Source organism: Amycolatopsis sp. NPDC033938 (assembly GCF_055575975.1).
The window spans coordinates 718,290-744,339 of record NZ_JBVIRO010000001.1 but is presented as its reverse complement, the minus strand read 5'-3'; the positions used below and the strand labels follow the sequence as shown (position 1 = coordinate 744,339).

Below are 26,050 nucleotides of genomic sequence, written 5' to 3'. Positions count from 1 at the left end.
CGAATCGGGTTTCTCGCCGATGTTTCGGGTGCCCGGTGATTTTCCAACCGACGATCCGTCAGCCAACCGGTGACGGTGTGTCCGCGGACGGCCTCATCGGGTGCCCATGCTGTCCGTGTTGGGAGGTTTACGACCAGGTGGGCAGTGCTTAGGCTCCGCAGGACAACGCACAAGATCGTGTCGGGCTCACCGGGAACTCCCCACCGAGGAGCGCATGATGTGGCTTGCCACCCCTCGCCCGACCTCGGTTTCGGTCCGCGCCGGATCGACGGCACTGGTGGGCCGCGACGTCGAGGTCTCGGCGATCGTGAAGATTCTGCTGCGCCGTCCCGCCGCCGTGCTGATCGAAGGCGAACCCGGGATGGGCCGCAGCAGGCTGCTCGAAGAGCTGGCAGGACGTCGCGAGTTCGCGGCAGGCCGGGTGCTCTTCGGTGCGTGTCAGCCGATGCGCGAGCCGTTCCCGTTCGGACCGGTGCTCGAAGCGCTGCGGTCGGCGGGTGACCGGCCGCTCGGCCCGCTCAGCCCGGTCGCCGGGGTACTGAGACCCTTGCTGCCCGAACTCGCGGAAAGCCTTCCGCCCCAACCGGAACCACTCACCGACCCGGGCGCCGAACGGCATCGCCAGTTCCGCGCCGTCCGGGAACTCCTGATCGCCTGCGGGCCCACGCTCGTGCTGATCGACGATCTTCAGTGGGCCGACGAGGGCACCCGTGACCTGATGCGGTTCCTCACCGCGGCCATGCCGTCCGAACTGGCCGTCGTCGCGGCATACCGGACCGGTTCGCCGTCCAGGCAACCAGGCGCGGGCATCCCGTTCCGCACCCGGGCGAACGTCCAGACCGCCCGCGTGACACTGGGTCCGCTCGACGTCGAAGCCGTCGGAAAGCTGGCGGAGGAACTGCTGGACCTGCCGAGGGTTTCCGCGTCGTTCACCGCGAAGCTCCACGAAAGCACCGCCGGGATCCCGTTCGTGGTCGAGGAGACCCTGCGCGCCTTGCGCGACGCCGCCGGGCGGCTGCCCATCGGCGAAGTGCTCTCCGACCGGCTCCTGGAAAGCCTCGAAGTCCCGATCTCCCTGCGCGAGGCCATCACCGAACGGCTCGAAGCACTGCCCGATCCCGCTGTCCGGCTGGCCCGCGCGGCGGCGGTGCTCGGCGTCCCGTCCGAACCCTCGGTGATCGGCGAACTCGCCTGTCTCACCGGCGACGAGCTCCGCTCGGCTCTTCTGTCCACTTTGGATGGTGGAGTCCTCGGCGAACTCGGCGGCGACCGCTACGGCTTCCGGCATCCCCTGGCGCGCAAGGCCGTCTACGACACGATCAGCGGACCCGAGCGGACGCTGCTGCATTCACGCGCCATCCAGGTGCTCTCCGGCCAGCCGGTTCCCCCGCTGACCCTGCTGGCGAACCACTCCCGCGCGGCCGGACGGACCGAACAGTGGCGCCACTACGCCGAAGCCGCGGCCGACGAGGCCATCACCCGCGGTGACACCTCACGTGCGATCGACCTGCTCCAGTCCGTCCTCGCCGAAGCGGGGCTGGACGAGGACGCCATCGCCCGGCTGGCCACGAAACTCAGCCAGGTCGCGCTGCGCGGGTTCCGCCCGGACGTCATCGAGACACTGGAGCGGATCCTCGAAGACCTCACCGGCCTGCGCCCCAGTGTGCGCGGGACGATCCGGCTCAGCCTCGGGATGCTGCTGGTTCGCACGATCGGGCGACTCGGCCGGGGCCGGGTCGAGGTGGAGAAGGCCATCACCGAACTGGTCGACGAGCCGGAACTGGCCGCGCGCGGGATCAACCTGCTCGCCCAGCCGATCGACGGACTGACCCCGCTGTCCTGGCACGAGGTCTGGATGGACCGTGCCCGCGAGGTCTTCGACCGGCTCGAAGACCCGGAACTGCGGCTGGCGCTCATCGGCGACCGGATCTCGACCAGGGCGCATATCGGCGACGGCTCGGCGTGGGCCGAGTTCCAGGAGCTGCCCGACCAGGGCAACGGCGTGGCCGAACGCGTCCAGCTCGCGCGGCTGTGGTGCAACCTCGCCGACGCGCAGTCCTGGGCCGGGCATCTGACCAGGGCGGAAAAGCTGGTCACCGAAGGGATCCGCCGCGCGACCGACGCCGGGGCGCTCTACGCCGCCGGACTCGCGCAAGGCACCCGGGTCCGGCTGGACTGGGTGCGCGGTGAGTGGTCCGGGCTCGCGGAGGCCACCGAACGGCTTCGCGACACCTATCCGGACCTCGGCCCGATCGTCATGGAATCGTCGCTCGTCCTCGGCGGGCTGGCCGCCGTCCGCGGGGAATTCGCCGCCGCGCAACGACATCTGGCCGCGGCGAGTGTGCACGCTCCGGAACACGGGCCCATCCCCGTCGTCCTTTCCGCGGCGGGTGTCCTGATCCGGGTACTCCTCGCGACCGACGACGTCGAGGGTGCGTGCGTGGCGGCGGACAACGCGGTCGCCGCGGCCCGGCGCAAGGGCGTCTGGGTGTGGGCGGCGAGCCTGGTCCCCGCCGCGGCCGAGGCCTACACGCGGGCCGGACGCTGGTCGGAGGCGGACGCCGTGGTCGAGGAATTCGCCCGCGGCGTCGACGGCAAGGACTCGCCCGTCTCTCACGTCGCGCTGCTCGCCGGCCAGGCGATCCTGCTCGACGCCCGCGGCAAACATCCCGCCGCGGCCACGGTTTTCGACGAGGCGGCGGCGGGATACGAAGCGCTGCCGATGCCGTACCAGGCCATCGGTGCCCGGGAGCGGGCGGCGTTGTGCCGTCTCACCGCGGGCGACCGCAAGGCGATCGAGGAACTCGCCGCGGCCGCGGAGGCCTACGAACGACTCGGCGCGACCCGGGACGCCGGACGATGCCGCCATCAGCTGCGGGAGCACGGCGCGTGGGCGCCTTCGCAACGCGGGCGGCGCGGCTACGGGCAGGAGCTTTCGCCACGGGAACTCGAGGTCGCGAGGATGCTCTCCGACGGGCGCACGAACCGGGAGATAGCGGACGGGCTGTTCCTTTCCCCGCGCACCGTGGAACAACACGTCGCGAAGGTCCTGCGGAAACTCGGCGCGCGTTCGCGGACGGACGTGGCCCGCCGGATGTCGACCTACGCGCCCGCGGCGAGTGGGTCGTGAGTGGCGATTCGGGTTAGAACCCGAATCGCCACTCACGACCACCTGTACCGAACGGCCACCGCCACCCTCGCTCCTGTCCTTGTCCCCGCTCTCCCGACTTCTACCGCCAGTGACCATTTTTCCTTTAGGGGCAAGAAAAGTGCCCGATCGGGCACTGTGATCCATTCCATCGGCTGCACCGGTGTTCGTATGGTTCCGTACAGTCATGCGCTGTGCTAGTTTGTTTTCGCCATTAACAAAGTCGGCGCTCTTTTTGCAGGTCAGCCGATCGGGACGGGGACACGCCCCCGTGAGGGAGTAGCGCAGAAGCATGGCTGAACGAGCCGATTTCGCGCTGGGGACGGTGGAGGCGACCGTGGTCGGGCAGGCGCTCGGCGTCGATGTCCGGTTGTTTCCCTTACGCGTCCGCAACACTTCGATCGACCCGGAGCGGTACACCGCGATCATCCGGAAGGTCTATACCGATCTCGAACAGCGCCGCCTGTCGGTCAACGGCGAGCTGAACCCCGCCATCCGCACCGCGTTCGCGCTGCTCGCGAACCACCGGATCACCGTTTCGATCAACGGCATCGACGGCATCGGCCAGGACATCGCCGTCCTCACCATCACCGACGGCGCGCAGGCGCTCGGCATCACGCAGGCGCACGGCGAAGACGTCCTGCAGTTCGCGCTTTTCGCGGACGAGGAGCTGGTCGAGGTGCTCGCCGGTGTCCTGCCTCGGATGCGGCCCGCGTCGACGGGCCGCCGCACGATCGTGCAGAAGGAGGAGCGCGCCGTCTCCGCGATGGCCGCGCGCCGTCAGGCCGAGGCGGAGTTCGACGAAGAGGAGACCGACGCGTTCGGCAACCTCCAGTTCACCGGCGTCGTCCGTGCCCGGCCCGAGCCGCCGGCTCAGCCGCGTGGCGAAGAAGGCGATGTCGCGGTCCTGGAGAAGGTGCTGTCCGGGACCCGCCTCGGCGGCGGGCACATCATCGTGAGCGGCATCGGCCGCCGCGGCGAACGGCTCCGGTCGACGCCGTTGAGCTGGCTCGACACCGAAGACGGCCGGTACCTGGTCTGGACCGAGACCGACGAGGCCTCCGGCGCCGTGGTCGGGCACTACGAACCGGCCAGCCAGTCCAGGGTGGCGAACGCGATCCGGGACGCCATCGCGGACATCTACTGACCTTCCTGAACCCGGCGAGAGGATCCTCCGTTGACCGAGGAAGCACAACCGGTCCAAGCGAAACTGGCCGACGCCACGCCGATGATGGCGGCGCGAGTCGGACTGGCGGGCCGGGACCTGAAGCTCATGGCCAAGCAGGGCGGCTTCGCCGTCGACGACACCACCGGCGAGGAGATGATCCGCTCACTCCAAGGTGTGATCGACAGCCTCGAAGAGCGCTGGACCGCGCTGACCAAGCTGCAGAAGTCACCGCCGATGAGCGGCACCGCCACCGCGCGCTGGGTGTCCGGGCACATGCGGGGCACCGCGACCGACGCGCAGGGTCTGCTCACGCAGCTGGAGGCGGCCCGCGCCGAGTTCCCGACCTACGTCGAGGCGATCGAACTCGCCAAGCGGAACTACCGGGAACGCGACGACGAGAACCAGCGCAATCTGACGCGGATCGACACCGAGATCTGAAGGGGAGACCAGTGAGCGACTCCGCGGAAAAGACCACGAAGGTCTCCGATCCCACTTCGAAGGACTACGACCCGGACAGCCCGTTCTACGATGTCACGGCCGACTCGTCGTCCGAGTACTACGTGGGGCCGCTGGCGGACAAGGCCGCGTCCGGTGACGAGATCCGCGCCGGGGCCGCGGCCGGGACCGACCTCATCTTCAACCTCCTCGGCTGGGGCGACACGGCGCTCAACGGCTTCAAGGACACCTTCACGCAGAAGATGTACGAGAAGCAGCTGGAGAACGCGCGCCAAGGTCTCGAAAAAGACCTTGAGATCCGCAACCCCGGCCAGCCGCCGTCCACGGTCTGGGCCAACGCCACCCACGAGCAGATGCAGGCCGCGATCGTGGAGGACGCGGACTCGGCCGCGGTGGCCGAGACCTCCGAGGAATGGGTCCGGGTCGGCAACGATCTCGCGACGCACCAGCGCAATCTGGCCAAGGCGATCAACGCCAGCACGGCCAACTGGCAGGGCGAAGGCGGCGACGCGGCGCGCGAGCACCTCGCCGGGGTCGGCAAATGGCTCGGCTCGACCGCGAACGGCGCGACGCTGACCGGGCGTCAGCAGCAGATCCACTCGCAGACGTTGAACGAGACGCAGAAGCAGATGGCGGCGAATCCGCCGGTGCCGTTCAACGTGCAGGAGGCCAACGCCAACCTGCAGACGATCACCGACCCGTATCAGTACATGTCGCAGCTCGGGAAGGATCTCGAAACCTTCAAGAAGCAGCAGGACGCACGTGACCGGGCCGCTCAGGTGATGACCCAGTTCGACAGCACGGTCGGCTCGGCGATCGCGACGCCGGCGTTCCCATCCCCGCCGAAGCTGCCGTCCGCGCAGGCGACCCGGCAGTTGCAGGGGACTCCGGCCGGCGGTGGCGCGGGTTCGCCCGCCCACGCGCTTCTCGACCCCAACTCGCCCGAGAACGCCGACGGCACACAGCGCCCCAGCCCCTTCAACGTCGGCTCGAACGGCGCGGGCCCGGACGGCATCGCCGCTTCGACGGACGGGACGACGCAAGGCGGCGGAGCCGGTGGTCCCGGCGGCGTGTCGCCGTTCAACTCGCCGAACGGCCCCTCCGGCGGAACACCCGGTGGCGGCTTCCCCGGTGGTGGCGGCCCTGGCGGCGGCCCCGGCGGCCCCGGTTCGCACCCGAACCTGCCCGGTATCTCCGTCCCGGACCTGCCGAACGGTGGTGACGGCTACCGTCCCGCGGCGGCGTCGGGCCCCACCATGCCGAACCTGCCCAAATTCGACGACGGCACGCACACCACGGGCTACACGCCGCCGTCGATCCAGCCCCCGTCGTACCAGCCGCCGAACGTGCAGATGCCGACCATCCCCGACGGCGGTGGTCCGCGCACCGGCCCCGGCCTCCCGTACACCCCGCCGAACATCCCCATCCCGAACCGGCCGACCGGCGGGCCGGGGCCGGTCATGCCGAAGATCCCGCCGATCGGGAACCCCGGCGGCTCGGGAGACAACATCAGCAGGCGGCTCGGCGGACTGCCGCCGATCCCGGAGGGCGGCTCGTACAAGGGCACGCCGTACACCTCGCCCAAGCTCCCCAACATCCCGGGTGGCGGCGGCAACCTCGGTGGCATCGGCGGTGGCGGTACCGGCGCCGGTGGCGCGGGTGGCGGCGGCCTCGGTGGCGCCGGCAGGTCGACGGGCTCGCTCGGGATGGGCGGAGCCGTCGGCGCGGGCGCGCTGGACGCCGAAGCGGCCGCGGCCCGTGCGGCCGGTTCCGGCAAGGCGGGCACCCCCGGTGCCATGGGCCCGATGGGCGGCATGGCGCCCGGCGGCGCCAAGGGGAAGGGCGAGGACGACAAGGAACACAAGGTCGCCGACTACGTCGAGTCCGACGACCCGTCCTTCTTCGCCCCGGACGAGGTAGTGGCGCCACCGGTGATCGGTGACTGGAAGAACAAGGACTGGAAATGACGGCTTCGTTCGAGGTCGATCCGGACGACCTGACCGCGCACGCGAGCCATCTCGAAGGGCTCGTCGACCGGTTGGACACCGCGCACGGCGCGACCGGTTCGGCGATGTCGGCGGACGCGTACGGCCTGCTGTGCGCGTTCCTCCCGCCGATCGTCAACCCGACCGGTGAACGCGCGGCGGAGGCGATCAAAGCGGGCGCGGAAGGCATCCAGGCGTTGGCCGACAACGTCCGCACCGCGTCGAAGTCCTATGTGGACGGTGACAGGGACAACGCGGAACCGTTCAAGGCCGACTTCAAGGCCTTGCACATCGGAGGAGTGAAGTGACCGGCGCGAACGGGCTCGGGGAGCTCATGCGGGACCCCGAGGAGGCACAGCGCAAGCTGGACCAGTGGGCCGAAGGGCTGGAGAACAAGGCCCAGCGCTACGCGGCCGCACAAGAGCGGACCGAACAGTTGCGGCTGACCGCGTCCAGCTCCGACGGCGCCGTCAAGGTCACCGTCGGGGCGGACGGCGGCGTGACCGATCTCGAATTCGGGAACAAGGCCAGGACGTACCCGCTGGAGGAGCTGTCGCGGCAGATCCTCGCGACCATGCACCAGGCGCAGTCCGGGATCGCGAGCCAGGTCGCCGAGGTCATGCAGGAAACGCTCGGTGACGAGGACCAGGAGACCCGGTCGCTGATGATCGGCACCCTCCGCAGCCGCTTCCCGGAGATGGAAGAGGAAGAGCCTCCGCCACCCGCTCCCCCGGCGTCCTCCGCCGACACCCCGCCGTCACAGGCGCCTCGCGAGAAGCGCCACGAAGCCCCGGAAGACGAAGACAACTCACCGTGGTGAGCCGGTCTTTCCTGAACCACTGAGAAGGTCGTTGTGGGTAACCCGCTGGTCGCCGAGGTCAAGGACTCGACGAAGGCGTACACCGGCTCGTCACTGCTGGAGTCGGCGTTCGATCTGAAGTCCGCCATCGAAAGCGGCGACTGGGCCTCGGTCGCGCTGGGCGCGGTCGGGACCGCGCTGGACGCGCTGTCGATGGCGATGGACCCCTTCGGCGCGATCCTCGCGAACGGCGTCGGATGGCTGATGGAGCACGTCGGTCCGCTCAAGGAGGCGCTCGACGCGCTCACCGGCAACGCCGACGAGATCGCGGCCAACTCCGAGACCTGGAAGAACATCGCGACCGAACTCGGCGAGGTCGGCGCGGATCTGGCCGGGATGGTCTCCGCCGACCTGCAGAGCTGGACCGGGGTCGCGGCCGACGCCTACCGTGACCGGGCCAAGGACACGGTCACCCTGCTGGACGCCGCGAAGGCGGGTTGTGAAGGCGCTTCCAGCGGCGTGAAGACGGCGGGTGAGGTCGTCGCCGCCGTCCGCGCGCTGGTGCGCGACATCATCGCCGAACTGATCGGGCATATGATCAGCTGGGCGTTGCAGGTGCTGTTCACCCTCGGCATCGGGCTGACCTGGGTGGTCCCGCAGGTGGTCAACGCCGTGGCGAAGACCGCGAGCAAGATCGCGAACCTGACGAAGAAGACGGTCAAGGCGCTGCAGGCGTTGATGCCGCTGCTGAAGCGGGCGGACGACCTGTTCGGCGACGCGGCCAAGGCGTTGAAGAAGTTGCAGCCGGGCAAGGGCGCGCCCGGCCCCAAGCCGAACAAGCTGGACGAAGGCACCACTCCCAAGAGCAGCCCGGAGGGCGGCAAGGGCGGCGGTGACGGCACGACACCGTCCGGCTCGCCGCCACCGAAGCACGATCCGCCACCGACGGCGAAGTCGGATCCGCCGCCCCCGCCGAAGAACGAGACCACGGACGGGCCGACCACACCGTCGGGTTCGCCGCCTCCGCCGCCCAAGGATCGGGGCGGCTCGCCGCCACCGCGGGACAAGCGGATCAAGGACGGCGACAAGGCTCCGGGGGACGCCGTCCCGCCGAAGAACCGCAAAGACTGTGGCGACCCGATCGACGTCGCGACCGGTTCGATGATGCTGACCCAGGACGACGTCGTGTTCGCCGGGATCCTGCCGCTGACCTTGTCGCGGACCCATCTTTCGTCGTACCGGTTCGGCCGGTTCTTCGGCTCTTCGTGGGCGTCCACTGTGGATCAGCGGATCGAGGTCGAGGACGACGGCCTGCACCTCGCGCTCGCCGACGGGACACTGCTGTCCTATCCGGTCCCGGTGTCCAACGCCCCCGTTTACCCGGCTTTCGGCCAGCGACTCGCGTTGTCCAAAGTAGACGATGGCTACATCGTGTCCACTCCGGACGGTGTGCTGTTCTTCTCCGGCACCGGGGACACCCTTCCGCTGCGTGCGATCGCCGACGGCGACGGGCACCGGATCTTCCTGCACTACGACGACAACGGCGTTCCCAGTGAACTGGTGCACTCCGGGGGTTACCGCCTTCTCATCGAGTCGAAAGACGGACTCGTCACCGCGCTTCGGCTGCCCGGTGCGGAAACCGCGCTGCAGAACTACCGGTACGACGAGCGGCGGCGGCTGGTCGAGATCACCGACGCGGCCGGGTTGCCCTTGCGGTTCACCTATGACGCCGAGGGCCGGATCGTGCGCTGGGAGGACGTCAACGGCCGTTGGTACCGCTACGGCTTCGACTCCGCAGGCCGCGTCGTACGCGCGCAAGGCTCCGACGGCGTCCTCGACGTCGGCATCGAGTACGACCGGGAGAACCTGGTCACCTCGGTCACGAACTCGCTCGGGCACGTCACCCGCTACCAGCTCGACGAACTGCACCGCGTCATCGCGGAGACCGATCCGCTCGGCAACACCACCCGCTACGAACTCGACCGCTTCGGGAAGCTGCTCAGCCGCACCGACGCGCTGGGCCGCACGACACGGTGGGAAATGGACGACGAGGGCAACGTCGTCGCCGTGATCCAGCCGGACGGCGGCCGCGCGCTCGCCGAGTACTCCGCGTTGAACCGGTGGACCAGCATGACCGGACCGGACGGCGCGGTCTGGCGCCGCGAGTACGACGCCCGCGGGAAACTCGTCCGCGCCACGGATCCGACCGGCGCCACCACCACCTACGGCTACGACGACGCGGGCAATGTCGCGGTCGTGACCGACGCGCTCGGCGGCGTCACGCTGATCGAGTCCAACGCGGCCGGTCTGCCGGTCGCCGTCACCGATCCGCTCGGCGGGGTCACGCGGTACACCTACGACGAGTTCGGCCAGACCACCTCGGTCACCGACCCGCTCGGCGGGGTCACCCGGACGAAGTGGGACGGCTTCGGTGAGATCGCCGAACAGATCGACCCCGACGGCTCTGTCTGGCGCTGGAACCGCACCACCCAGGGATACACCGACGAAGCCGTGGACGCCCGCGGACTCGCGGTGCGCACCGAGTACTCGCAGTTCGACCTGCCCGTCGCCGAGATCGGCCCGGACGGCGATCGACTGTCCTATGTGTACGACACCGAGCTGCGGCTGGTGGCGGTCACGAACGAACACGGCCTTTCCTGGCGCTACGACTACGATCCCGCCGGGAATCTGATCAGCGAGACCGACTTCAACGGCCGCACCACTCGCTACGGTTACGACGCGGCCGGGCAACTGGTGGCGCGCGCCAACAGTCTCGGCCAGACGGTCGCCATCGAACGCGACGCGCTCGGCCGGGTCGTCAGCCGCCGGGCGGGCGACGACGTCGCCACGTTCACCTACGACGCGGCCGACCGGATGACCTCGGCGCGCAACGCGCATTCCGAAGTCACCATCACCTACGACGCGCTGGGCCGGGTCGTCGCGGAGTCGCTCAACGGCCGGGTCGTCCGCTCGGAGTACGACGCCGCCGGCCGCCGCGTCGTGCGGCGCACCCCGTCGGGCGCCGAGTCGTTCTTCGCCTACGACGCCGCGAGCCGCCCTGTCGCGCTGCGCACCGCCGGACGTACCGTGCGCTTCGAGTACGACCTCTCAGGCCGTGAAGTGCTGCGACGCCTCGAAGGCACGCCGGTGGAACTGCGCCAGGGCTGGGACGCCGCCGACAGGCTGACCTCGCAGATCGTCTCGAACGACCGGGGTGTCGTGCAGCGCCGCGAGTACGGCTACCTGCGAGACGGGCTCGTCTCGTCGATCTCGGACCTGCTGTCCGGGCCGCGTTCGCTGAAGGTCGACCGCGCGGGCCGCGTCGTCGACATCCAGGGTCAGGGCTGGCGGGAAAGCTACGGCTACAACCTCGCCGGCGCGATCACGCAGGCCGGCTGGCCGGGCGCGGATCCCGCCGTCGGGCCACGGCACTACCAGGGCACCCTGGTGACCGGTGCCGGGCAGACGTCGTACCTGCACGACGCCGAAGGCCGCACGATCGCCCGCCGCAAGGCAGGCCGGGACTGGACCTACCAGTGGAACTCCGACGACCGGCTGACCGGCGTCGTCACCCCCGACGGCGAGCGGTGGCTCTACCACTACGACGCGCTCGGACGGCGGATCGCCAAACAGCATCTCGACACCCAGGGCCGGATCCTCGAACAGATCGACTTCACCTGGGACGGCGCGTCCCTCGCCGAGGAGATCCGGGGTGGCACCGTCATCGCCTGGGACTGGGAGCCCGGCACGGACCGGCGGCCGATCACCCAGATCGAACGCACCGCCGGGCAGGATGTCCGCTTCCACACCATCGTGACCGATGTCGTCGGCTCGCCGAGTGAACTGCTCGACGAAGCGGGCAACGTCGCCTGGCATCTGCACACGTCGTTGTGGGGCAAGGTGCTCTCCCCGCCGGGGCAGGCGTACACGCCGTTGCGTTTCCCCGGCCAGTACCACGACCCGGAAACCGGGCTGCACTACAACTTCAAGCGCTACTACGACCCGGACACCGGCCGGTACCTCTCGCACGACCCGCTCGGCCTCGAACCGGCGTCGGACTCCCTTGCCTACGTCGGCAACCCGACCGACATGATCGACCCGCTCGGCCTCGCCCCCACGAAGCCGCAGAAGGGCACTTGCGGCAAAGGCAAGGGGCGGGCAGGCGGCGGCAAGACGAAGTCCCCCGGCAACCGGGTCACCAAGCCGAAGCCGACGCCAGGACCGAAGAAGCCGCGGCGTCCTCCGCAGAGCTACCTCGACGGCACGCACGGCGCGAAGACCCGTGAGCAGAACCGGCTCACGGCGAAGTACGACAACGACCTCAAGAACGACGGCCGGGAGAAGGTCTCCGGCGACTCCCACGAGTCCGAGCACCCGATCCCCTACGAGGCGATCGGCCGCGGCAGTGGTGGCGCGCGGGGCGCGGGCCACGAGCAGAAGGACCTGGAAAACCACGCTTGGGCGTATCAGGAGGCCAAACCCTCGCACAAGTCGCACATCGGCACCGGCAACAAGGGCGACCAGGACCTGACGGAAGGTTCGGCGAACCCGAGTGGCTTCAAGAACAGCCAGGATTACCGCGACTCCGAGCGCAACGCGCTGGAGCTCGGTGACCCGAACACGGCGATCCAGCTCAACCAGCTCGACTACGCCTTCCGGGACGGGTTCAAGAACACCAACAACACCCTCGACGGCAAGATCGCGGACGACTCGTACCACAAGATGATCGACGACGCGCACGCCAGCGGTAAGGGCCTCACCTACTCGACCGGGCCCGGCACGACCGCGACCACTCCGCCGCTGTCCAGCCACGACGTCAAGGAACTGCACATGACCCGGGACACCATCCGGGACGGCGACTGGCCCGAGGAGATGAAGCGGCAGAACCGCGAGACCTACGAACAAGAAGTCGATCGGATCCACGAAGAGACGTACAAGAAGCCGACCAAGGCGGACTGGGAGAAGCTCGAAGCCGGCGGGTTCGGACCGCTCGACACCGGCAAGAAGGACCCGAACGCGATGGACGTCGACTGAGGTCCCGCGGTCTTGATGCGTGGTCTTCAGGCCGCGGCGAAGCTGACGACGCGGTTCCGGCCGCTGTTCTTCGCCTGATAGAGCGCGGTGTCGGCGACGTGCAGCAGCCGCTCCAGCACGGTCCCTCCGGACGGATAGACCGCGACGCCGATCGACACCGAAAGTCCGCGCACGATCCGAGGTCCCGAAGCCGTCGCGACCTCGACTTCGAGCGCCATCACCGCCTGCCGGACCCGCTCTGCCACGGGGATCACTTCGGTCTCCGTCGCGCCGGGCAGCAGCACGACGAACTCTTCGCCGCCGAAGCGTCCGACGGAGTCGTAATCGCGTACGTGCTCGGAGATCGTCGTCGCGACGGCCTTGAGGACGTCGTCGCCCGCGAGATGGCCGTAGACGTCGTTGACCTGCTTGAAGTGGTCGAGGTCGAGCATCAGCACGCCGAGCTTGCTCTTCGTCCTGGCCGCCGACGAGAGCGCCCGTTCGCTCAGCAGATGCCACGCGTGCGCGTTGAGCACGCCGGTCTTGCCGTCGATGTTCGCCGCGATCTCCAGCTGCCGCACGAGCACGCTGCGGTGCAGCACCAGCACCGGCAGCAGGACGAACGGGACGAGGGCGGGCGCGTGGACGACGCCCAGCGCGGTCAAGGTCCCGAGCACCAGGGTGGTGACTTCCAGCAGGTTGTCGTCGCCGGTGCCGAACAGGGATCGCGGGGAGCGGCCGCCGGTGTGCAGGTAGACCGAGAGCGCCACGATGAACGCGTTCGCGGCGGTGAACACGGCCGCCGCCTCGACGATCCGCAGCGATCCGGTGAAGCCGACCGGCAGGCCGTTCCAGCCCGCGACGATGACTCCCGAAGCCAGGCAGGACAGCACGATCGCCGCCGCGCAGTACACGACGCGGTACGCCGGGCGGTGGCTCATCCCCCGCCACACCCGGAGCCAAAGGTGCAGGTAGATGAGCAGGCCGAGGGTGACGGCGAGGCCGGGCGGCAGCACGAGCACCCCCGCGAACGTCCACACCGAGGTCATGTTGATATGTGGCCGGTCACAGAGCGTACGTCGCAACCGTTCCACCGAACGGGAAAGCTCGGCCTGGACGAAAGCGAGGCCGAGCAGTGATCCAAATCGGACGAATTCCGTAATCTCGTAGTTCGATCGGAGCAGGGCGATGACCGCGACCGTCGCCGCGAGTCCTTCCACGACAAGAAAAATCGCGGGTACTCCACGTGGTCCGGACCATAGTTCCCACTGCCCGACCCAAGCTCTCAGACGAGTACCGGCCCCTTCTCCGGCGAGTTCCGCATCCCCCATAATCATCGTCACCGGTCCCCCTTCCGTACGCATTTCAATGTATCCGAGGTAGTACTGAGGGTGGCTCGAGTCAATTCCGGAACACACAGATGGAGCAGTGGGAGGGAGGACCATCATGAACGGTCGCGAGGACTGATCCCATCGATTCAACCCGTTCGGCTCCCGGCCGGGAGCCATACGTCAGACCCGGTGGCGATGGCACGTTTCCACGCCATCGCCATCGGGCCGGCCGAGGCGACGGCGACCGCCGCGGCCACCCCGACGGCCACGAACGGGCCGGTCACCTGGGCGAGCCCGCCCGCCAGCATGATCCCGATTCCTTGCACCGTCACCAAACTCGTCGAGGTCAGGCCCATCACCTGCGCACGGACGCCGTCCGGGACCGCACGGGCCATCAACGCGACGGCCTGCAGGTGGTACGGCGCCGCACAGGCCCCGCTCAGTCCGATCACGCCGAGACAAACCGGCAGCGGAGGATGAAAGAAGAGAAAGAGCAGAGGAACAACGGATGCAATGGCGAGAAAGCCGACTATACGTGTTTTCCGCCGCGCCGGAACCCATTTCGTGAAGATCCACGATCCTATTACCGAACCCACCGGATCCGCCGCGAGAATGAGACCGACCGCGAAACTCCCGGCCCCGAGTTCACCGGCGAGCGGCGCCGCGAGCCCTTCCGGCGCGATGGCGAACCCGGCGAGCATCTTCAACCCGAACAGCACCCGGATTCCCTTGCCCCGCCACAGTTCCCGGGCACCCTCGCCACTGAATGCCCGCCCCAACCGGCTTTTCACCGAGGATTCCGTGACGGTCGGTGTCCGGCGACGGACCCCGATGGACACGAGCGACGCCGAGACCACAAAGGTCACCGCGTCGATCACCAGTCCCCCGTAGGGCGTCACGAGCCCGATCACCAGTCCGCCGCCGCCGAAGCCCGCCAGCTGTGCCGTTTGGATGGTGATCGTGCGCACCGCGAGCCCGGCGACGTACCGCTCGCCTTCGAGGACGTCCGGCAGCAACGCGAGCTGCGCCGCCCGGAACGGCCCGCCCGCCATCGTCAGGACCACCAGCAGCCCGGCCAACACGAGCAGCGGTGTCCCCGGCACCGCCATCAGCGCGGCGATCGCCGCCCGCAGCAGATCGCAGACGATCATCACCGTCCGCCTTGGATACCGATCGGCCAGTCCGGCGAACAGGGTGCCGCCGATCAGCGTCGGCAGATACGTCAGGCCGTAGGTGAGCCCGGTCAGCCCCGCCGACGCCGTCCTTTCCCAGACCAGCACCGACAACGCGACCCTCGCCAGCTGGTCACCGGCCTGCGAAAGCGCCTCGGCCGCCCACAACGCACGGAACTCGCCGACCGCGAAAGCGGCCTTGAACGCGGTGCCCCGTGCGGAATCCCCCTTTTCCATGAGCCCCTCCCCTTGGCTCACGGTAGTCGATCAATTCCACTGTGTCAGCGTCCATCCGGCCCACGACGACGGTAAGTGTCCATTGTGGAGGGTCGTTTTCCGAGGTACGCGCAAGTTGGTCGTGAGTGGCGTTTCGGGTTGGAGCGAACCCTCTTAGGTACCTACCCGTGGCCTGCGGACTTGCTGGCGTGAGGTACATGATGGCCCCCTTCCTTGCGCTAGGCGCAAGGAAGGGGGCCATCATGTACTGGGGAAGGTGTGAAGGTCGAGTGTCCTCGGCTGAGCCGAGGGAAGGGGTCCTTCACGCGCAGCCGGTGTGACTCGTGGTGCTGCTGAGGCTCGTGATGGTCGTCCGCGACGGGTGAGGGGAACTTTGAGGGACTCTGGGTCCCTCAAGGAGTCCTTCACGGCCCGGCCGTCACCGGACCCACCCGCCGTAGGTACCTAAAACACCCTTGGCCAGAACCCGAAACGCCACTCACGACCAACCGGACCGAAAGAGGTCTCAGCGACCGGAGCTGTAGGTCATCATCCCCTGCGCCATGCGCATCGCCAGCGAACTCGCCACGGTGGGATCCATCATGTTCCGCAGGTCCTCCGCGGCCTTGTCCGGCGACCCGGTGTCGGAGCGCGGCTGCTCCGGCGCCTTCGCCTGGGCGGGCGGCAAGGCGACGACCTGTTCCTTCGCGGCCTTCTTCTTCGTCGTCGCGGGCACGTGCTGCTTCACGGTGACCGGGACATAGACGGTCACCGGAGCCGGCTGCGGCGCGGGCTGCGCGGCGGGCGGCTGTGGCGCGGCCTGCTGAGTCGCCACGGCGGGCAACGGCTGCTCGGACAGGGCGTCGTCGACCGGCGACGCGAGGGTGCTGATCCCGGCGACCCAGCCGATCGCGACCAACGCCACCCCCGCCCCGCCGACCAGCCACGCCCTGGCCCGACGGTGGATGACGACGGCCTTGGGCCGCAGGTCCTTGTCGACGACCGGTTCGCAGACCGGCGGCCGGATCGGCAGCGGCTCGGGCTCACTCGCGTTCTCCGGGCTGCGCCGCCGTTTCGGCAGACTCGCCGCGATGATCCCCGTGCGGTCCAGCAATTCGACTGTCTCGACGGCCGCGCTGGAAGCGGCATCGGCCGACGGACGGCGCTGGGCGGCGCGCGGCATGGGGACCTCCGGAAGGGGAATCACGAACGTGAGCATTGTGGTGCATTTCCGACGCCGCCGTAAGTAATGCACCCCGATCGAGTTATGCCGAGCCGTCCGGACCACGGAGGGTTACTCCGTTCAGTGGTCGCTCATTTCTGCACCCGCCGCATGCCCAACCGGCCGAGAAGTGCCAGCGGACGCTGGTAAAAGGACCCGAGCACCCGGGGAATCGCGTCGATGACATAGGCGTCCGCGCCGATCAGGATGCGGGGCGTCCCCCGTTCGATACCACGCACGATGGTCTGCGCGGCCCGCTCCGGCGTCGTCCTCGCGATCTTTTCGAATCCCTCCGCGGCTTTGTCGAGGTCCTGCTCGGCGCCGCCTCGCGCGTCGCGGGCGATATTCGTCTTGATGCCACCGGGATGCACGCAGCTGACCGCGACCGGATGCCGGGCGATCAGCATTTCCTGCCGCAGCGCCTCGGTGAACCCGCGCACCGCGAATTTCGCCGCGTTGTAGGCACTCTGCGTAGGCACGCCGATGAAGCCGAACACGCTCGAAAGATTGACGACGTGCCCGTCACCCGAAGCGATCAGATGCGGCAGAAAAGCCTTCGTGCCGTTGACCACACCGCCGAGATTGATTCCCATCAGCCAGTCGTAGTCCTCCCAGGTCATTTCCTCGACCGTCGCCCCGAGCGCGACCCCTGCGTTGTTCACCACGAGGTTGACACCCCCGAAATCGGCCGCGACCTCGTCGGCGTGCGCGAGAACGGCGTCACGGTCCGCGACGTCCAGTTCGTACGCTTTCGCGTCCGCTTTCCCGGAAGCGGATTCACAGAGCGCGACGGTTTCGGCCGCGCGGAGGGCGTCGACGTCGGAAAGCGCCAGCCTCGCCCCGCGCCCCGCCAGTTCGATCGCGAGCGCCCTGCCGATCCCCGAGCCCGCGCCCGTGATCACCGCGACCTTGTCCGTGAACGACTTCATGCCCGCTCCATCCATCCCGCTCGACCGTTACCGGAAGTAACACATACTACGGCTGTGAGCTTGCTGTGCGTTGATCGATTCGGGCTGTGTTCATGGACCGCTTATGGTGATCTGTAACCGAGGCAGCCGTGGACGAGCGAAAGGAAGGCGATGCGCCGCGCCCTGTTGGTCGTGCTCTGTGTCGTTCTGACCGGGTGCTCCGCCGCGTCGGACCCCGGTGCCCCCGCGGCCGGCGACGTCGCCGCGCCGGTGCAAGTCACCCCCGCCGCGCCGCGGTACAACCCGGCCATCGGCGCGCTCTTCCTCGACGGGTCGCACTTCTGCACGGCCAGTGTCGTCCACAGCGGCCCAGGCGATCTCCTGCTCACCGCGGCCCATTGCCTCCACGACGGCGAAGGCGGCGAATACGCGACGGGGATCTCGTTCGCGCCCGGCTATCACGACGGCGTCGCGCCTTATGGCTACTGGGAGGTCTCGGATCCGCAGGTTCCCGACGGTTGGGCCGATTCGTCCGATCCGGACCTCGATGTCGGGTTCGCGACCGCCCATCAGCCTGGCAACGCGAAAACCCTCGAAAGCGTCACCGGCGCCAACACCCTGCTGGCGAGCGGCGGATTCACGCACACCATCACGCTGACCGGTTATCCCGACGAGCGGGAAGCGCCGATCGTCTGCCACGGCGCCAGCAGCCAGGCCGACACCTACCAGATGCGCGTCGACTGCCCCGGCTTCACGACCGGCACCAGCGGCGGCCCGTGGGTGGTCGACCCCGACCCGGCGACCGAACTCGGCACGGTCGTCGGGGTGATCGGCGGTTACCTCTACGGCGGGGACGATCCGGACACGTCCTACAGCAGCTACTTCGACACCGACGTCGCCACCTTGTACCGGAAGATGGACGCACGGGGATGATCTCCCCATGAGCATCCACGACGTCCCGATCACCGGCGAGCCGATCCGCCTCGGCCAGTTCCTCAAACTGGCCAACCTGGCCGAAGACGGTTCACACGCCAAAGACCTCCTCGACGCCGAAGAGGTCACGGTCAACGGCGAGGTGGAGGTCCGGCGCGGCAGGCAGCTGACGAACGGCGACGTCGTGGAGGTCGGCGGCGAAGGCGGCCGCGTAGTCCTGTCCTAGGCGCCTAGCGGCCCTGCAGCGGCGGCAGGCGCAACGCCCTCGCGAGTTCCTCGAGTTCGCGGTGCACCGGCTCGTTCAGCGGGACACCCAGCGCCTGGCACTGTTCGAGATACTGCGCCTCGCGCCAGCCGGGATAGCGGACCGGCGTCCCGCCCTCCCAGCCGAGCAGGCTCCCGAACAACGCGCTCGCGGCCTTGTAGAAACCGTCGGCGCTGCGCAGCGTCGTCGGCGCGATGGCCATCACCATCAGTCCGGTGTCGTGGTCGTGATCGCCGACGCCGGACAGCACCCCGGCGAAGATCTCGACCAGCAAGGCGAATCCGGCGATGGCGGCGCTGTCGACCTCCGCCAGCGTGTCCAGATCGAGGACGAATTCGGGATACGCGCCGGCGGGGGCCGCCATGCCGAGCGGATTCGCGGCCGTCCCGCGCTCCCCGCCCGCCGCCATGACGAGACCGATCATGGTGTGCGGCAACGCCCTGGCGGCATGGTGCCCGGCGCGGCCGAAGGGACCGACGCCACGGACCGACATGAGCCCGACGCCGTACCGGCCGGCCCGGGTCACCGCCCGGTCCATCGCGTCGCCGACGGCCCACAGTCCCGGCGCGCGGCGGTAGTCGATCAGGGCGGCGGCACCGCGGTCGGCGATCATCAGCGGTTCCGCCCTCGGCCGCACCATGCCGTTCGCCAGCATCGGCAGATGCAGCCGGGTCAGCTCGGCGACCCCGGTCTCCGGGGTGCCGGTGAGATCGCCGTGGCACAGCGCCTCGGCGGCCATCCGGGCACGCGACCAAGGCAGGTCGTGCGCGGTGAAGACCTCGGTGACGAGGTCGATCAGTGCGTCGATCGGGACGCGTTGCCAGACCTGTTCCGGTATCGGCGCGGGTTCGGCGGGTTCGGGGATCGGCTCGACGGGGGCACGGCGTAGCGAACGGGGTCTGAGGGGCACTCCGCCGAGAGTGCCCAAGCGCGTTTTTCGGCGTCAACGAACCGGGGCAGCTTCTAACCGACTGTGTGATCGAACCGCCCGGAAGCGTCGGTGGCCGGACGTACGATCGGGGCATGTGCCGGAACATCACCACGCTTCGAGGCCTGGAGCCGGCGGCGACGCCGGAAGAGATCGAGGCCGCCGCCCGCCAATACGTGCGCAAGGTGACCGGGGTGCAGAGCCTCTCGGACGCCACGCGCGAACCGTTCGAGGCCGCCGTCGCCGAGGTCACCCGGATCACCGAACGGCTGCTCTCCGAACTGCCCGCGCGCCGTCAGCCGCCGCCGACGGTGCCGCCGTTGCGCCGTCCGGAGGTTCAGGCACGCATCGCCGCGAAAGCAGCGAAGAGTCAGGCCTCCTGAACCGGGTCCGGACGGTTACGGTGTGTCGGTGACATATCCGCAGGATCCTTACGGTCAGCAGCAGCCCTACGGGCAGCCGTACCAGCAGCCGGGTTATGGATACGGTCCGCCGATGCCGCCGCAGGAACAGGGCCTCGCGATCGCGGCGCTGATCGTGTCGATCGCCAGCCTGGTCGTCTGCAGCGGGCTGCCGTCGGTGATCGGCGTCATCATGGGGCATATGGCGCATTCCAAGGCCAAACGCGGTGAAGCGGGCGGGCAGGGGATGGCGCTCGCGGCGATCATCCTCGGCTACATCGGCGTCGCCCTCATCGTGCTGATCCTGGCGGGCGTCATCTTCGTGGGCATCCTGACCGACTGGGACTTCGACTAGATCCGAAGCAATTGGACAAAGCCCCGTCGGATACCCTCGACAGCGGTAGCGTGTCCGAGCGGCCGAAGGAACATGTCTTGAAAACATGCGAGGGCTCTGTCCTCCGTGGGTTCGAATCCCACCGCTACCGCCAGCCTTGAAAAGCGCCCCAGGCCCACAGACCTGGGGCGCTTTTTCGTCACGCGGGCACGAGGGCCCAGACGGTCTCGTCGCTACGGCCACCCACGAAGGGCCGCTGTTCCAGGAGCGACGCCGTACCGTTGTCGACCTGCCGCACCGCCAGCTTGCTGGCCCGGTTCACCAGTCCGTAGCGCATGTCGGCACTCCGGAGCAGCTTCCACTGCTGATCGCCTGCCGAACCGCAATGCGTTTGTTCGAGTAGCGCGCCTTCCGCGGTGCTGCCGGAGACCGGCCGCAGGCACTGTCCGCTCCGCTCGTTGACGATCCTCCAGTAGCCGCCGCCCGCGTCGGTGAGCTTCCACTTCTGGCCGTTGTCGTTCTGCCTGGCCACGTTGGTGATCTTCGCCCCGGCCGACGTCGAGCCGTCGACCACGGCCGCGCTGTTGCCGTTGGTGGCGACGGAGAGGTAGTACTTCTTGCCCGCCTTCGGACCGGGGTCGGCGACGGGGTTCAGGGTCCACTGCTGGTTGGCCGCCCCGGTGTAGGGCTGCTGGACCAGCGGGGCCGGATACGCACCGCCGTCGGTGATCGCGTAGCCCGTCAGATAGTTGAAGATCGCCACGCGGCCGTTGCCGAGCGGCTGGAACGCCCACCGCATGCCGTTCTGGCCGTTGCAGTTGTACTGCAGGATCTGCGTGCCGGGTGCCGTTCCGCTCTGGGCGCTGTCGGCGCACAGCTGGCTGTTGGCGTTGACGAGCTGGAGACCGGTGTCGTATCCCAGGATCCACTTCTGGCTCAAGGCGTCGTTCCGGGGCCGCTGGCTGAGCTTGACGAGGCCGCCGGTCGACGAACCGATGACGTCGATGGCGTTGCCGCTGCTGCCGGTGATGACGTAGGTCTTCCCGCCTTGGGCGTGACCGTCGTCGTTGTCGGGGGTGTCCTTCTTGATCAGGAAGGCGCTGTTGGCGACGTTCCAATGGGTGGCGAGCCAGCTGCCGGGGGTGGGGGCGGTGCTGAAGTAGTCGTCGTTGCCGCAGTCCAGCAGCCGATCGAAATCGCGCTGTGTGCAGTCGAAGGACTGGGTGTCGCCGTAACACATCAGGTCCCATTCCTGGGAGCAGTGCCCGCCGCCCTGGTAGTGCGGGGCTCCCGGCAGTACCGCGCCGAGCATATGGCCCAGTTCGTGGGCGGCGGCGTTGACGCCCCAGCAGGGGACGGCGATTTCCGTGTAGTGCCTGCCGTTGTTGAACGCGTTGGCGGGGCCGGGCTGATCGTCGTTGTCACCCCAGGTGCCGGCACAGGTGAGGGGGTTGTCGGAGAACAGCATGTAGTCGCGATCGGCGTTGTGGAAGCCGGCTTTGATGGCGAGTTCGCGGATCGCGCCGGATTTGTACGTGCCGTCGGGGACCACGAGGCTGCCGACGGCGACCTGGCAGCCCGCGCCGGCGGTCGTCACGTAGCGGAGATGCCTGCTGCCGCCCGTCGCCGCGGCGCTGTCGTTGAACGAGTCGTCGATCCCGGACGCGTAGGCCCGCAGGGACGGCACGACGGCCGCGTACCGGTCGGGCTGACCGGCCTCACGGACGTAGACCAGCTCGACGCGTTTGCCGGAGACCCCGTCCCCCTCGCAGATCACCGGGTTGGCGGCGATCTGCGCCTGAGCGACGGCGGGGGCGAGCGGGGCCACCGGGGCCGCGCCGGGTGGCAGGGGTCTGCTGTGATCCTGAGCGGTCGATTCATCGAATGCCACCGCTTCTCCCGTGAGCAAGCCACAGACGAGACCGATGGTCACGAGCAAGCAGGCGGATCGCCATTTCGCCTTGGACAAGGGCTCTTCCTTTCGCGATGGAGGAACGCGACAAGGACACTAGAGGTCGGATGTATAGACCACCAGGCAGAAGGACCGGCAGACTGCCATTACCCTTCCGGCATGCCCAAGTACCTGCTGCTCAAGCACTATCGCGGAGCTCCGGCCTCGGTCAACGACGTGCCGATGGAGCAGTGGACGCCGGAGGAGATCACGGCGCACGTGAAGTACATGGAGGACTTCGGGAAGCGGCTCGAAAAGACCGGCGAATTCGTCGAGCACCGTGCGCTCGCCCCGAACGGGACGTGGGTCCGGTACGACGGCGAAGGCCGCCCACCGGTCACCGATGGCCCCTTCGCCGAGACCAAGGACCTCATCGCGGGCTGGACGATCATCGACGTCGACAGCCACGAGCGCGCGCTCGAACTGGCAGCCGAGTTGTCGGCGGCTCCGGGAGCAGGCGGAAAACCGGTCCAAGAGTGGCTCGAACTGCGTCCGCTCTGGGGCGAGCCGCCCGTCATCACGGAGTGACCGCCGAGATGGACGAGACCCTGCTGCGGAGCCTCACCCCGGACGTCCTCGGCATCCTGGTCCGCCGCGGAGCCGACTTCGCGGCGGCCGAGGACGCCGTGCAGGAAGCGCTGATCGAGGCCGTCCGCGTCTGGCCAGGTGACCACCCGAAGGATCCGAAGGGCTGGCTCGTCACCGTGGCGTGGCGCAAGTTCCTCGACATGGCCCGATCGGACGCCGCCCGGCGCCGTCGCGAGGAGCTCGTCGACGACGAGCCGGAGCCCGGGCCCGCTCCCGCGGTGGACGACACGCTGCAGCTCTACTTCCTGTGTGCCCATCCGTCGCTGACGCCGTCGTCCGCGGTCGCGCTCACGCTGCGCGCCGTCGGCGGGCTGACCACCCGCCAGATCGCACAGGCCTATCTGGTGCCGGAGGCGACCATGGCGCAGCGCATCAGCCGGGCCAAGCGCACCGTGTCCGGGGTGCGGTTCGACCAGGCCGGCGACGTCGCCACCGTGCTGCGCGTGCTCTATCTGGTCTTCAACGAGGGTTACTCCGGCGACGTCGACCTCGCCGCCGAAGCCATCCGGCTCACGCGTCGGCTCGCGGAGGCGATCGACCATCCCGAGGTGCGCGGGCTGCTCGCCCTCATGCTGCTCCACCACGCCCGGCGCGCCGCCAGGACCACCGCCGACGGCGAACTGGTGCCGCTCGCCGAACAAGACCGCCGCCGGTGGGACACGCGCCTGATCGCCGAAGGCGTCGAGATCCTGCAAGCGGCGCTGGCCCGTGACGAGCTGGGCGAATTCCAGGCGCAGGCCGCCATCGCCGCCCTGCACGCCGACGCTCGCGCCGCCGAGGAGACCGACTGGGTACAGATCGTCGAGTGGTACGACGAACTCGTCCGCCTGACCGGCAGCCCGATCGTCCGGCTCAATCGCGCGGTGGCCGTCGGCGAGGCCGATGGGCCGCGGGCGGGCCTGGCCGCGCTCGCGGAACTGGACGACTCGCTGCCGCGCTACGCCGCCGTGGCGGCCTATCTCCACGAGCGCGACGGCGACCTGGTCGCGGCGGCACGGCTGTACGGCGAGGCCGTACAGAAGGCGGCCGACCTCGCCGAGCGCGCCCATCTGACGCGTCAGGTGGCCCGGATCAACGCACTGGTGAAGTGATCTGCCGACATTCAGGGGCAATTCTCACCCACGGTGACTTTCTTCCCTATCCGCGAGACGGCGGGCGGCGGATGGTTGTCGCATAAGGACTGTTCGACGGCTTGAGGGGGCGTCGATGTTCGTCCGTACGCGTGTTCTCACCGTGATCGCGGTGGCCGTCGCCGTCGCGCTGTCCGCACCGGCCGGTGCGGCGGCGGCCGACGAGTTCACCGTCCGCCTCTCGCCGTCACACGGCGTGCCGGGCACCAGGGTCACCGTCACGGTGACCCGGGCCGCGGAACGGTCACCCACGACGTCGACGGTGTCGTCATCCCGACGGATAGCCGCCACGCCCAAGTGCGAGGCCGGGTGGGTGGACCTTCCCGGGACGACCGGCGACTTCGACTGCCCCGGGTCCGAGAAACTCACGGTCCCCGCCGAGGCCACGGTCGGACCGCACGAGATCGAGCTCACCTACAACGGTAAGCCGCGCGAAGAAAAAGTGACGTTCACGGTGGACCCGGTCGTGAAACCCTCGCCCTCGCCCTCGCCCTCGCCCAGGCCCAAGCCGGAGCCTCGGCCGACGGCCACTCTGAGTACGACCACCACTGTCGCGCCTGCCACCCTTTCGCCGCCCGGCGGTTCGGGCCCGGGCGGCACCGGGGGCTCGACCGGGGTGATGATCACCGCCGGCGGCGCCGGGCTCCTGCTCGCCGTCGCGGTTTCCCTGCTGGCCTCAGGGTTCCCGAAGCGTTCGGCACGATGGGTGGCCGGACATGTCGAATATCGACCGCGGCTGTCGTCGGGGCCCGTCGCCCGAGGCGGTGGGCGGGCACGGCCTTCGATGTCGATCCTGCTCCAGGTCCGGGTGGACAAACCCTGGCAACGAAAGCGGGAACCGGACAGAAAGCCGCCGACATGATGCCTTCGCGGCTCACCGCCCGCGGTGTCCTCTTCCCGAACGGCGGAGGCACCCGAGCGCTGACGAACGCCTTGACCGAGAGCCGGATCGCGGATGAAGCCGCTCAAGTCGTCAAGCGGCTGTCCCCCGGCGGGCGGGCCGAGCTGCTGCGACGGCTCGTGGAGGCCGTCGCGGCACAGCTCGAAATCGACGTGACCCGACTGATCATCGACACGCTGCGGACGTACGGCGAGCTGGCGGCCGCGGCCCGGCGGACCGCGGCCGCGCCGTCGAGTGTCGAGATCGTGCGGCTGTTCACGATCCCGGTCCCTTGGTCGACGAGCGTCACGGTGAAACTGTTCGTGAACTCCGCCGAGACGACGTTCTCACTCGCCGTCGAAATCGAGGTCGTCCTCGAGATCGGCGTGGAAGCGGTCGTCCGCGCGGGCCATCTCACGGCCGTGCACGACGGCGGCTGCGAGGTCGCGGTCTCCTTGACCGCGAACGAGGTGCTTCTCGCGTCGAACACCACGGAGCTGGACCTCGCCATCGCCCTTCCACTCGGGGACGGCATTCCGCTGATCCCCCGGCCCCGGCGGCCCGATCAGGGCAGGCGCGGAAGGCCGTCGATCTCCGACAGGTGATCCAGCACCCGGCCGAAGGCCTGCCCCAGCACCTGCTGCTCTTCCGGGCTCAGCAGGTCGATCAGGTGCTCCCGGACCCCTTCGACGTGCGTCGGTGCCGCGCCCTGGAGCAGTTCCCTGCCTCGTTCGGTCATCTCCGCGACGACGCCGCGTTTGTCCGCCGGGTCACGGGTGCGGCGGATGATCCCCTCGGCCTCCAGCCGGACCATCTGGTGCGAAAGCCTGCTCTTGGTCGAGCCGAGCACGCTCGCCAGTTCCGACATCCGCATCCGGTCGTCGGGCTGGAGCGAAAGGCAGACGAGCACCTCGTAGTCGGCGAGCGTGACGTCGTGGCGCTCGGAGAGTTCGCGGTGCAGGCGCTGTCGCAGCCGCATGGTGGCGACGATGTACGAGCGCCACGCGACCATCTCGGACTCGTTCAGCCAGCGCACATTCTTCTGCTCCACCGCCATCCACGCAGAGTAGATCGTTGATCGCACAAGGCGCAGACCCACCGGTCACTTTTCGGTCGGTGAAAAACCCGGGCGAACATTCGCCCGAAGGAGGGTTACGAAAAGGTTGAGACTCGGCGGGAAAAGGCGCATTCTGCTTGTCAGCGGATGGTCGGGCAAGTATCG

22 protein-coding genes and 1 tRNA gene are annotated in these 26,050 nt (G+C 68.9%); 16 read left to right on the top strand and 7 right to left on the bottom strand.

The genetic code is table 11. The annotated features are described in order from the left end of the window. The first annotated feature begins 217 nt into the window (after positions 1-217). The 7 genes from ACZ5ZX_RS03590 (at position 218) to ACZ5ZX_RS03560 (ending at position 12,590) form a co-directional block, all read left to right on the top strand. On the top strand, positions 218-3,130 hold the full coding sequence (locus ACZ5ZX_RS03590) for an ATP-binding protein (protein ID WP_465501027.1): 2,913 nt from the start codon (positions 218-220) through the stop codon (positions 3,128-3,130). A 310-nt stretch (positions 3,131-3,440) separates the two neighbouring features. After that, the gene (locus ACZ5ZX_RS03585; protein WP_465500483.1) at positions 3,441-4,295 is read left to right on the top strand and encodes an ESX secretion-associated protein EspG; all 855 of its coding nucleotides are present in this window, start codon (positions 3,441-3,443) and stop codon (positions 4,293-4,295) included. Positions 4,296-4,325: 30 nt separating this feature from the next. Next, positions 4,326-4,754, top strand: coding sequence for a hypothetical protein (locus ACZ5ZX_RS03580; RefSeq protein ID WP_465500482.1), 429 nt, complete (start codon positions 4,326-4,328; stop codon positions 4,752-4,754). Between the two features lie 11 nt (positions 4,755-4,765). Beyond that, a complete protein-coding gene (locus ACZ5ZX_RS03575; RefSeq protein WP_465500481.1) occupies positions 4,766-6,739 on the top strand; it encodes a hypothetical protein in 1,974 nt (657 codons plus the stop codon). Then, positions 6,736-7,065, top strand: coding sequence for a type VII secretion target (locus ACZ5ZX_RS03570; RefSeq protein WP_465500480.1), 330 nt, complete (start codon positions 6,736-6,738; stop codon positions 7,063-7,065). Before ACZ5ZX_RS03575 ends, ACZ5ZX_RS03570 begins: the two co-directional genes overlap by 4 nt. Then, positions 7,062-7,577, top strand: a complete 516-nt coding sequence (locus ACZ5ZX_RS03565) for a YbaB/EbfC family nucleoid-associated protein (RefSeq protein ID WP_465500479.1) — start codon at positions 7,062-7,064, stop codon at positions 7,575-7,577. Before ACZ5ZX_RS03570 ends, ACZ5ZX_RS03565 begins: the two co-directional genes overlap by 4 nt. A 33-nt stretch (positions 7,578-7,610) precedes the next feature. Continuing rightward, a complete protein-coding gene (locus ACZ5ZX_RS03560) occupies positions 7,611-12,590 on the top strand; it encodes an RHS repeat-associated core domain-containing protein (protein WP_465500478.1) in 4,980 nt (1,659 codons plus the stop codon). Positions 12,591-12,616: 26 nt separating this feature from the next. On the opposite strand, the gene ACZ5ZX_RS03555 is transcribed toward ACZ5ZX_RS03560, so the two are convergent. From ACZ5ZX_RS03555 to ACZ5ZX_RS03540, 4 genes are all read right to left on the bottom strand, one after another. Beyond that, entirely contained in the window at positions 12,617-13,753 is a 1,137-nt protein-coding gene (locus ACZ5ZX_RS03555) for a GGDEF domain-containing protein (RefSeq protein WP_465501026.1), read from the bottom strand. Between the two features lie 293 nt (positions 13,754-14,046). Then, a complete protein-coding gene (locus ACZ5ZX_RS03550) occupies positions 14,047-15,309 on the bottom strand; it encodes an MFS transporter (RefSeq protein ID WP_465500477.1) in 1,263 nt (420 codons plus the stop codon). Positions 15,310-15,814: 505 nt separating this feature from the next. Then, positions 15,815-16,471 (bottom strand): hypothetical protein, encoded by a 657-nt coding sequence (locus ACZ5ZX_RS03545; RefSeq protein WP_465500476.1) that lies wholly within the window; start codon positions 16,469-16,471, stop codon positions 15,815-15,817. 131 nt (positions 16,472-16,602) lie between these two features. After that, positions 16,603-17,439 carry an SDR family NAD(P)-dependent oxidoreductase gene (locus ACZ5ZX_RS03540; RefSeq protein ID WP_465500475.1) on the bottom strand — a complete coding sequence of 279 codons (837 nt, stop codon included), beginning with the start codon at positions 17,437-17,439 and terminating at the stop codon, positions 16,603-16,605. A gap of 150 nt (positions 17,440-17,589) precedes the next feature. Here ACZ5ZX_RS03540 and ACZ5ZX_RS03535 point away from each other — a divergent pair, with 150 nt between their 5' ends. Together ACZ5ZX_RS03535 and ACZ5ZX_RS03530 are read left to right on the top strand one after the other, a co-directional pair. Next, on the top strand, positions 17,590-18,351 hold the full coding sequence (locus tag ACZ5ZX_RS03535) for a trypsin-like serine peptidase (RefSeq protein ID WP_465500474.1): 762 nt from the start codon (positions 17,590-17,592) through the stop codon (positions 18,349-18,351). A gap of 7 nt (positions 18,352-18,358) precedes the next feature. Next, a complete protein-coding gene (locus ACZ5ZX_RS03530; RefSeq protein ID WP_061980312.1) occupies positions 18,359-18,577 on the top strand; it encodes an RNA-binding S4 domain-containing protein in 219 nt (72 codons plus the stop codon). A 4-nt stretch (positions 18,578-18,581) separates the two neighbouring features. Here the strand turns inward: ACZ5ZX_RS03530 and ACZ5ZX_RS03525 are convergent, their stop codons facing one another. Next, positions 18,582-19,526 (bottom strand): Ldh family oxidoreductase, encoded by a 945-nt coding sequence (locus ACZ5ZX_RS03525; protein ID WP_465500473.1) that lies wholly within the window; start codon positions 19,524-19,526, stop codon positions 18,582-18,584. A 113-nt stretch (positions 19,527-19,639) separates the two neighbouring features. Between ACZ5ZX_RS03525 and ACZ5ZX_RS03520 the strand changes: the two genes are divergently transcribed. The 3 genes from ACZ5ZX_RS03520 (at position 19,640) to ACZ5ZX_RS03510 (ending at position 20,433) form a co-directional block, all read left to right on the top strand. Then, on the top strand, positions 19,640-19,927 hold the full coding sequence (locus tag ACZ5ZX_RS03520; protein WP_465500472.1) for a DUF2277 domain-containing protein: 288 nt from the start codon (positions 19,640-19,642) through the stop codon (positions 19,925-19,927). A gap of 28 nt (positions 19,928-19,955) precedes the next feature. Next, positions 19,956-20,300 carry a DUF4190 domain-containing protein gene (locus ACZ5ZX_RS03515; RefSeq protein ID WP_465500471.1) on the top strand — a complete coding sequence of 115 codons (345 nt, stop codon included), beginning with the start codon at positions 19,956-19,958 and terminating at the stop codon, positions 20,298-20,300. 44 nt (positions 20,301-20,344) lie between these two features. Further along, a tRNA-Ser gene (locus ACZ5ZX_RS03510) sits at positions 20,345-20,433 on the top strand. Positions 20,434-20,478: 45 nt separating this feature from the next. On the opposite strand, the gene ACZ5ZX_RS03505 is transcribed toward ACZ5ZX_RS03510, so the two are convergent. After that, positions 20,479-22,170, bottom strand: coding sequence for an RICIN domain-containing protein (locus ACZ5ZX_RS03505; RefSeq protein WP_465500470.1), 1,692 nt, complete (start codon positions 22,168-22,170; stop codon positions 20,479-20,481). Positions 22,171-22,350: 180 nt separating this feature from the next. Between ACZ5ZX_RS03505 and ACZ5ZX_RS03500 the strand changes: the two genes are divergently transcribed. The 4 genes from ACZ5ZX_RS03500 to ACZ5ZX_RS03485 all read left to right on the top strand — a co-directional run bounded on the left by ACZ5ZX_RS03500 (position 22,351) and on the right by ACZ5ZX_RS03485 (position 25,433). Continuing rightward, complete coding sequence (locus ACZ5ZX_RS03500; RefSeq protein WP_465500469.1) at positions 22,351-22,758, top strand: YciI family protein; 408 nt, start codon at positions 22,351-22,353, stop codon at positions 22,756-22,758. A gap of 8 nt (positions 22,759-22,766) precedes the next feature. After that, the gene (locus ACZ5ZX_RS03495) at positions 22,767-23,909 is read left to right on the top strand and encodes an RNA polymerase sigma factor (protein ID WP_465501025.1); all 1,143 of its coding nucleotides are present in this window, start codon (positions 22,767-22,769) and stop codon (positions 23,907-23,909) included. Positions 23,910-24,024: 115 nt separating this feature from the next. Continuing rightward, the gene (locus ACZ5ZX_RS03490) at positions 24,025-24,810 is read left to right on the top strand and encodes a hypothetical protein (protein WP_465500468.1); all 786 of its coding nucleotides are present in this window, start codon (positions 24,025-24,027) and stop codon (positions 24,808-24,810) included. Next, positions 24,807-25,433 carry a hypothetical protein gene (locus ACZ5ZX_RS03485; RefSeq protein ID WP_465500467.1) on the top strand — a complete coding sequence of 209 codons (627 nt, stop codon included), beginning with the start codon at positions 24,807-24,809 and terminating at the stop codon, positions 25,431-25,433. Before ACZ5ZX_RS03490 ends, ACZ5ZX_RS03485 begins: the two co-directional genes overlap by 4 nt. On the opposite strand, the gene ACZ5ZX_RS03480 is transcribed toward ACZ5ZX_RS03485, so the two are convergent. Continuing rightward, on the bottom strand, positions 25,394-25,885 hold the full coding sequence (locus tag ACZ5ZX_RS03480; protein WP_465500466.1) for a MarR family winged helix-turn-helix transcriptional regulator: 492 nt from the start codon (positions 25,883-25,885) through the stop codon (positions 25,394-25,396). The genes ACZ5ZX_RS03485 and ACZ5ZX_RS03480 overlap by 40 nt on opposite strands. Between the last annotated feature and the right edge of the window lie 165 nt (positions 25,886-26,050).

Excerpts from the sequence above, each read along its gene's own strand:
- ACZ5ZX_RS03590 (WP_465501027.1), top strand. The coding sequence starts at position 218 with ATGTGGCTTGCCACCCCTCGCCCGACCTCGGTTTCGGTCCGCGCCGGA.
- ACZ5ZX_RS03585 (WP_465500483.1), top strand. The coding sequence starts at position 3,441 with ATGGCTGAACGAGCCGATTTCGCGCTGGGGACGGTGGAGGCGACCGTG.
- ACZ5ZX_RS03570 (WP_465500480.1), top strand. The coding sequence starts at position 6,736 with ATGACGGCTTCGTTCGAGGTCGATCCGGACGACCTGACCGCGCACGCG.
- ACZ5ZX_RS03550 (WP_465500477.1), bottom strand. The coding sequence starts at position 15,309 with ATGGAAAAGGGGGATTCCGCACGGGGCACCGCGTTCAAGGCCGCTTTC.
- ACZ5ZX_RS03545 (WP_465500476.1), bottom strand. The coding sequence starts at position 16,471 with ATGCCGCGCGCCGCCCAGCGCCGTCCGTCGGCCGATGCCGCTTCCAGC.
- ACZ5ZX_RS03540 (WP_465500475.1), bottom strand. The coding sequence starts at position 17,439 with ATGAAGTCGTTCACGGACAAGGTCGCGGTGATCACGGGCGCGGGCTCG.
- ACZ5ZX_RS03535 (WP_465500474.1), top strand. The coding sequence starts at position 17,590 with ATGCGCCGCGCCCTGTTGGTCGTGCTCTGTGTCGTTCTGACCGGGTGC.
- ACZ5ZX_RS03530 (WP_061980312.1), top strand. The coding sequence starts at position 18,359 with ATGAGCATCCACGACGTCCCGATCACCGGCGAGCCGATCCGCCTCGGC.
- ACZ5ZX_RS03520 (WP_465500472.1), top strand. The coding sequence starts at position 19,640 with ATGTGCCGGAACATCACCACGCTTCGAGGCCTGGAGCCGGCGGCGACG.
- ACZ5ZX_RS03500 (WP_465500469.1), top strand. The coding sequence starts at position 22,351 with ATGCCCAAGTACCTGCTGCTCAAGCACTATCGCGGAGCTCCGGCCTCG.
- ACZ5ZX_RS03495 (WP_465501025.1), top strand. The coding sequence starts at position 22,767 with ATGGACGAGACCCTGCTGCGGAGCCTCACCCCGGACGTCCTCGGCATC.
- ACZ5ZX_RS03490 (WP_465500468.1), top strand. The coding sequence starts at position 24,025 with ATGTTCGTCCGTACGCGTGTTCTCACCGTGATCGCGGTGGCCGTCGCC.
- ACZ5ZX_RS03485 (WP_465500467.1), top strand. The coding sequence starts at position 24,807 with ATGATGCCTTCGCGGCTCACCGCCCGCGGTGTCCTCTTCCCGAACGGC.
- ACZ5ZX_RS03480 (WP_465500466.1), bottom strand. The coding sequence starts at position 25,885 with ATGGCGGTGGAGCAGAAGAATGTGCGCTGGCTGAACGAGTCCGAGATG.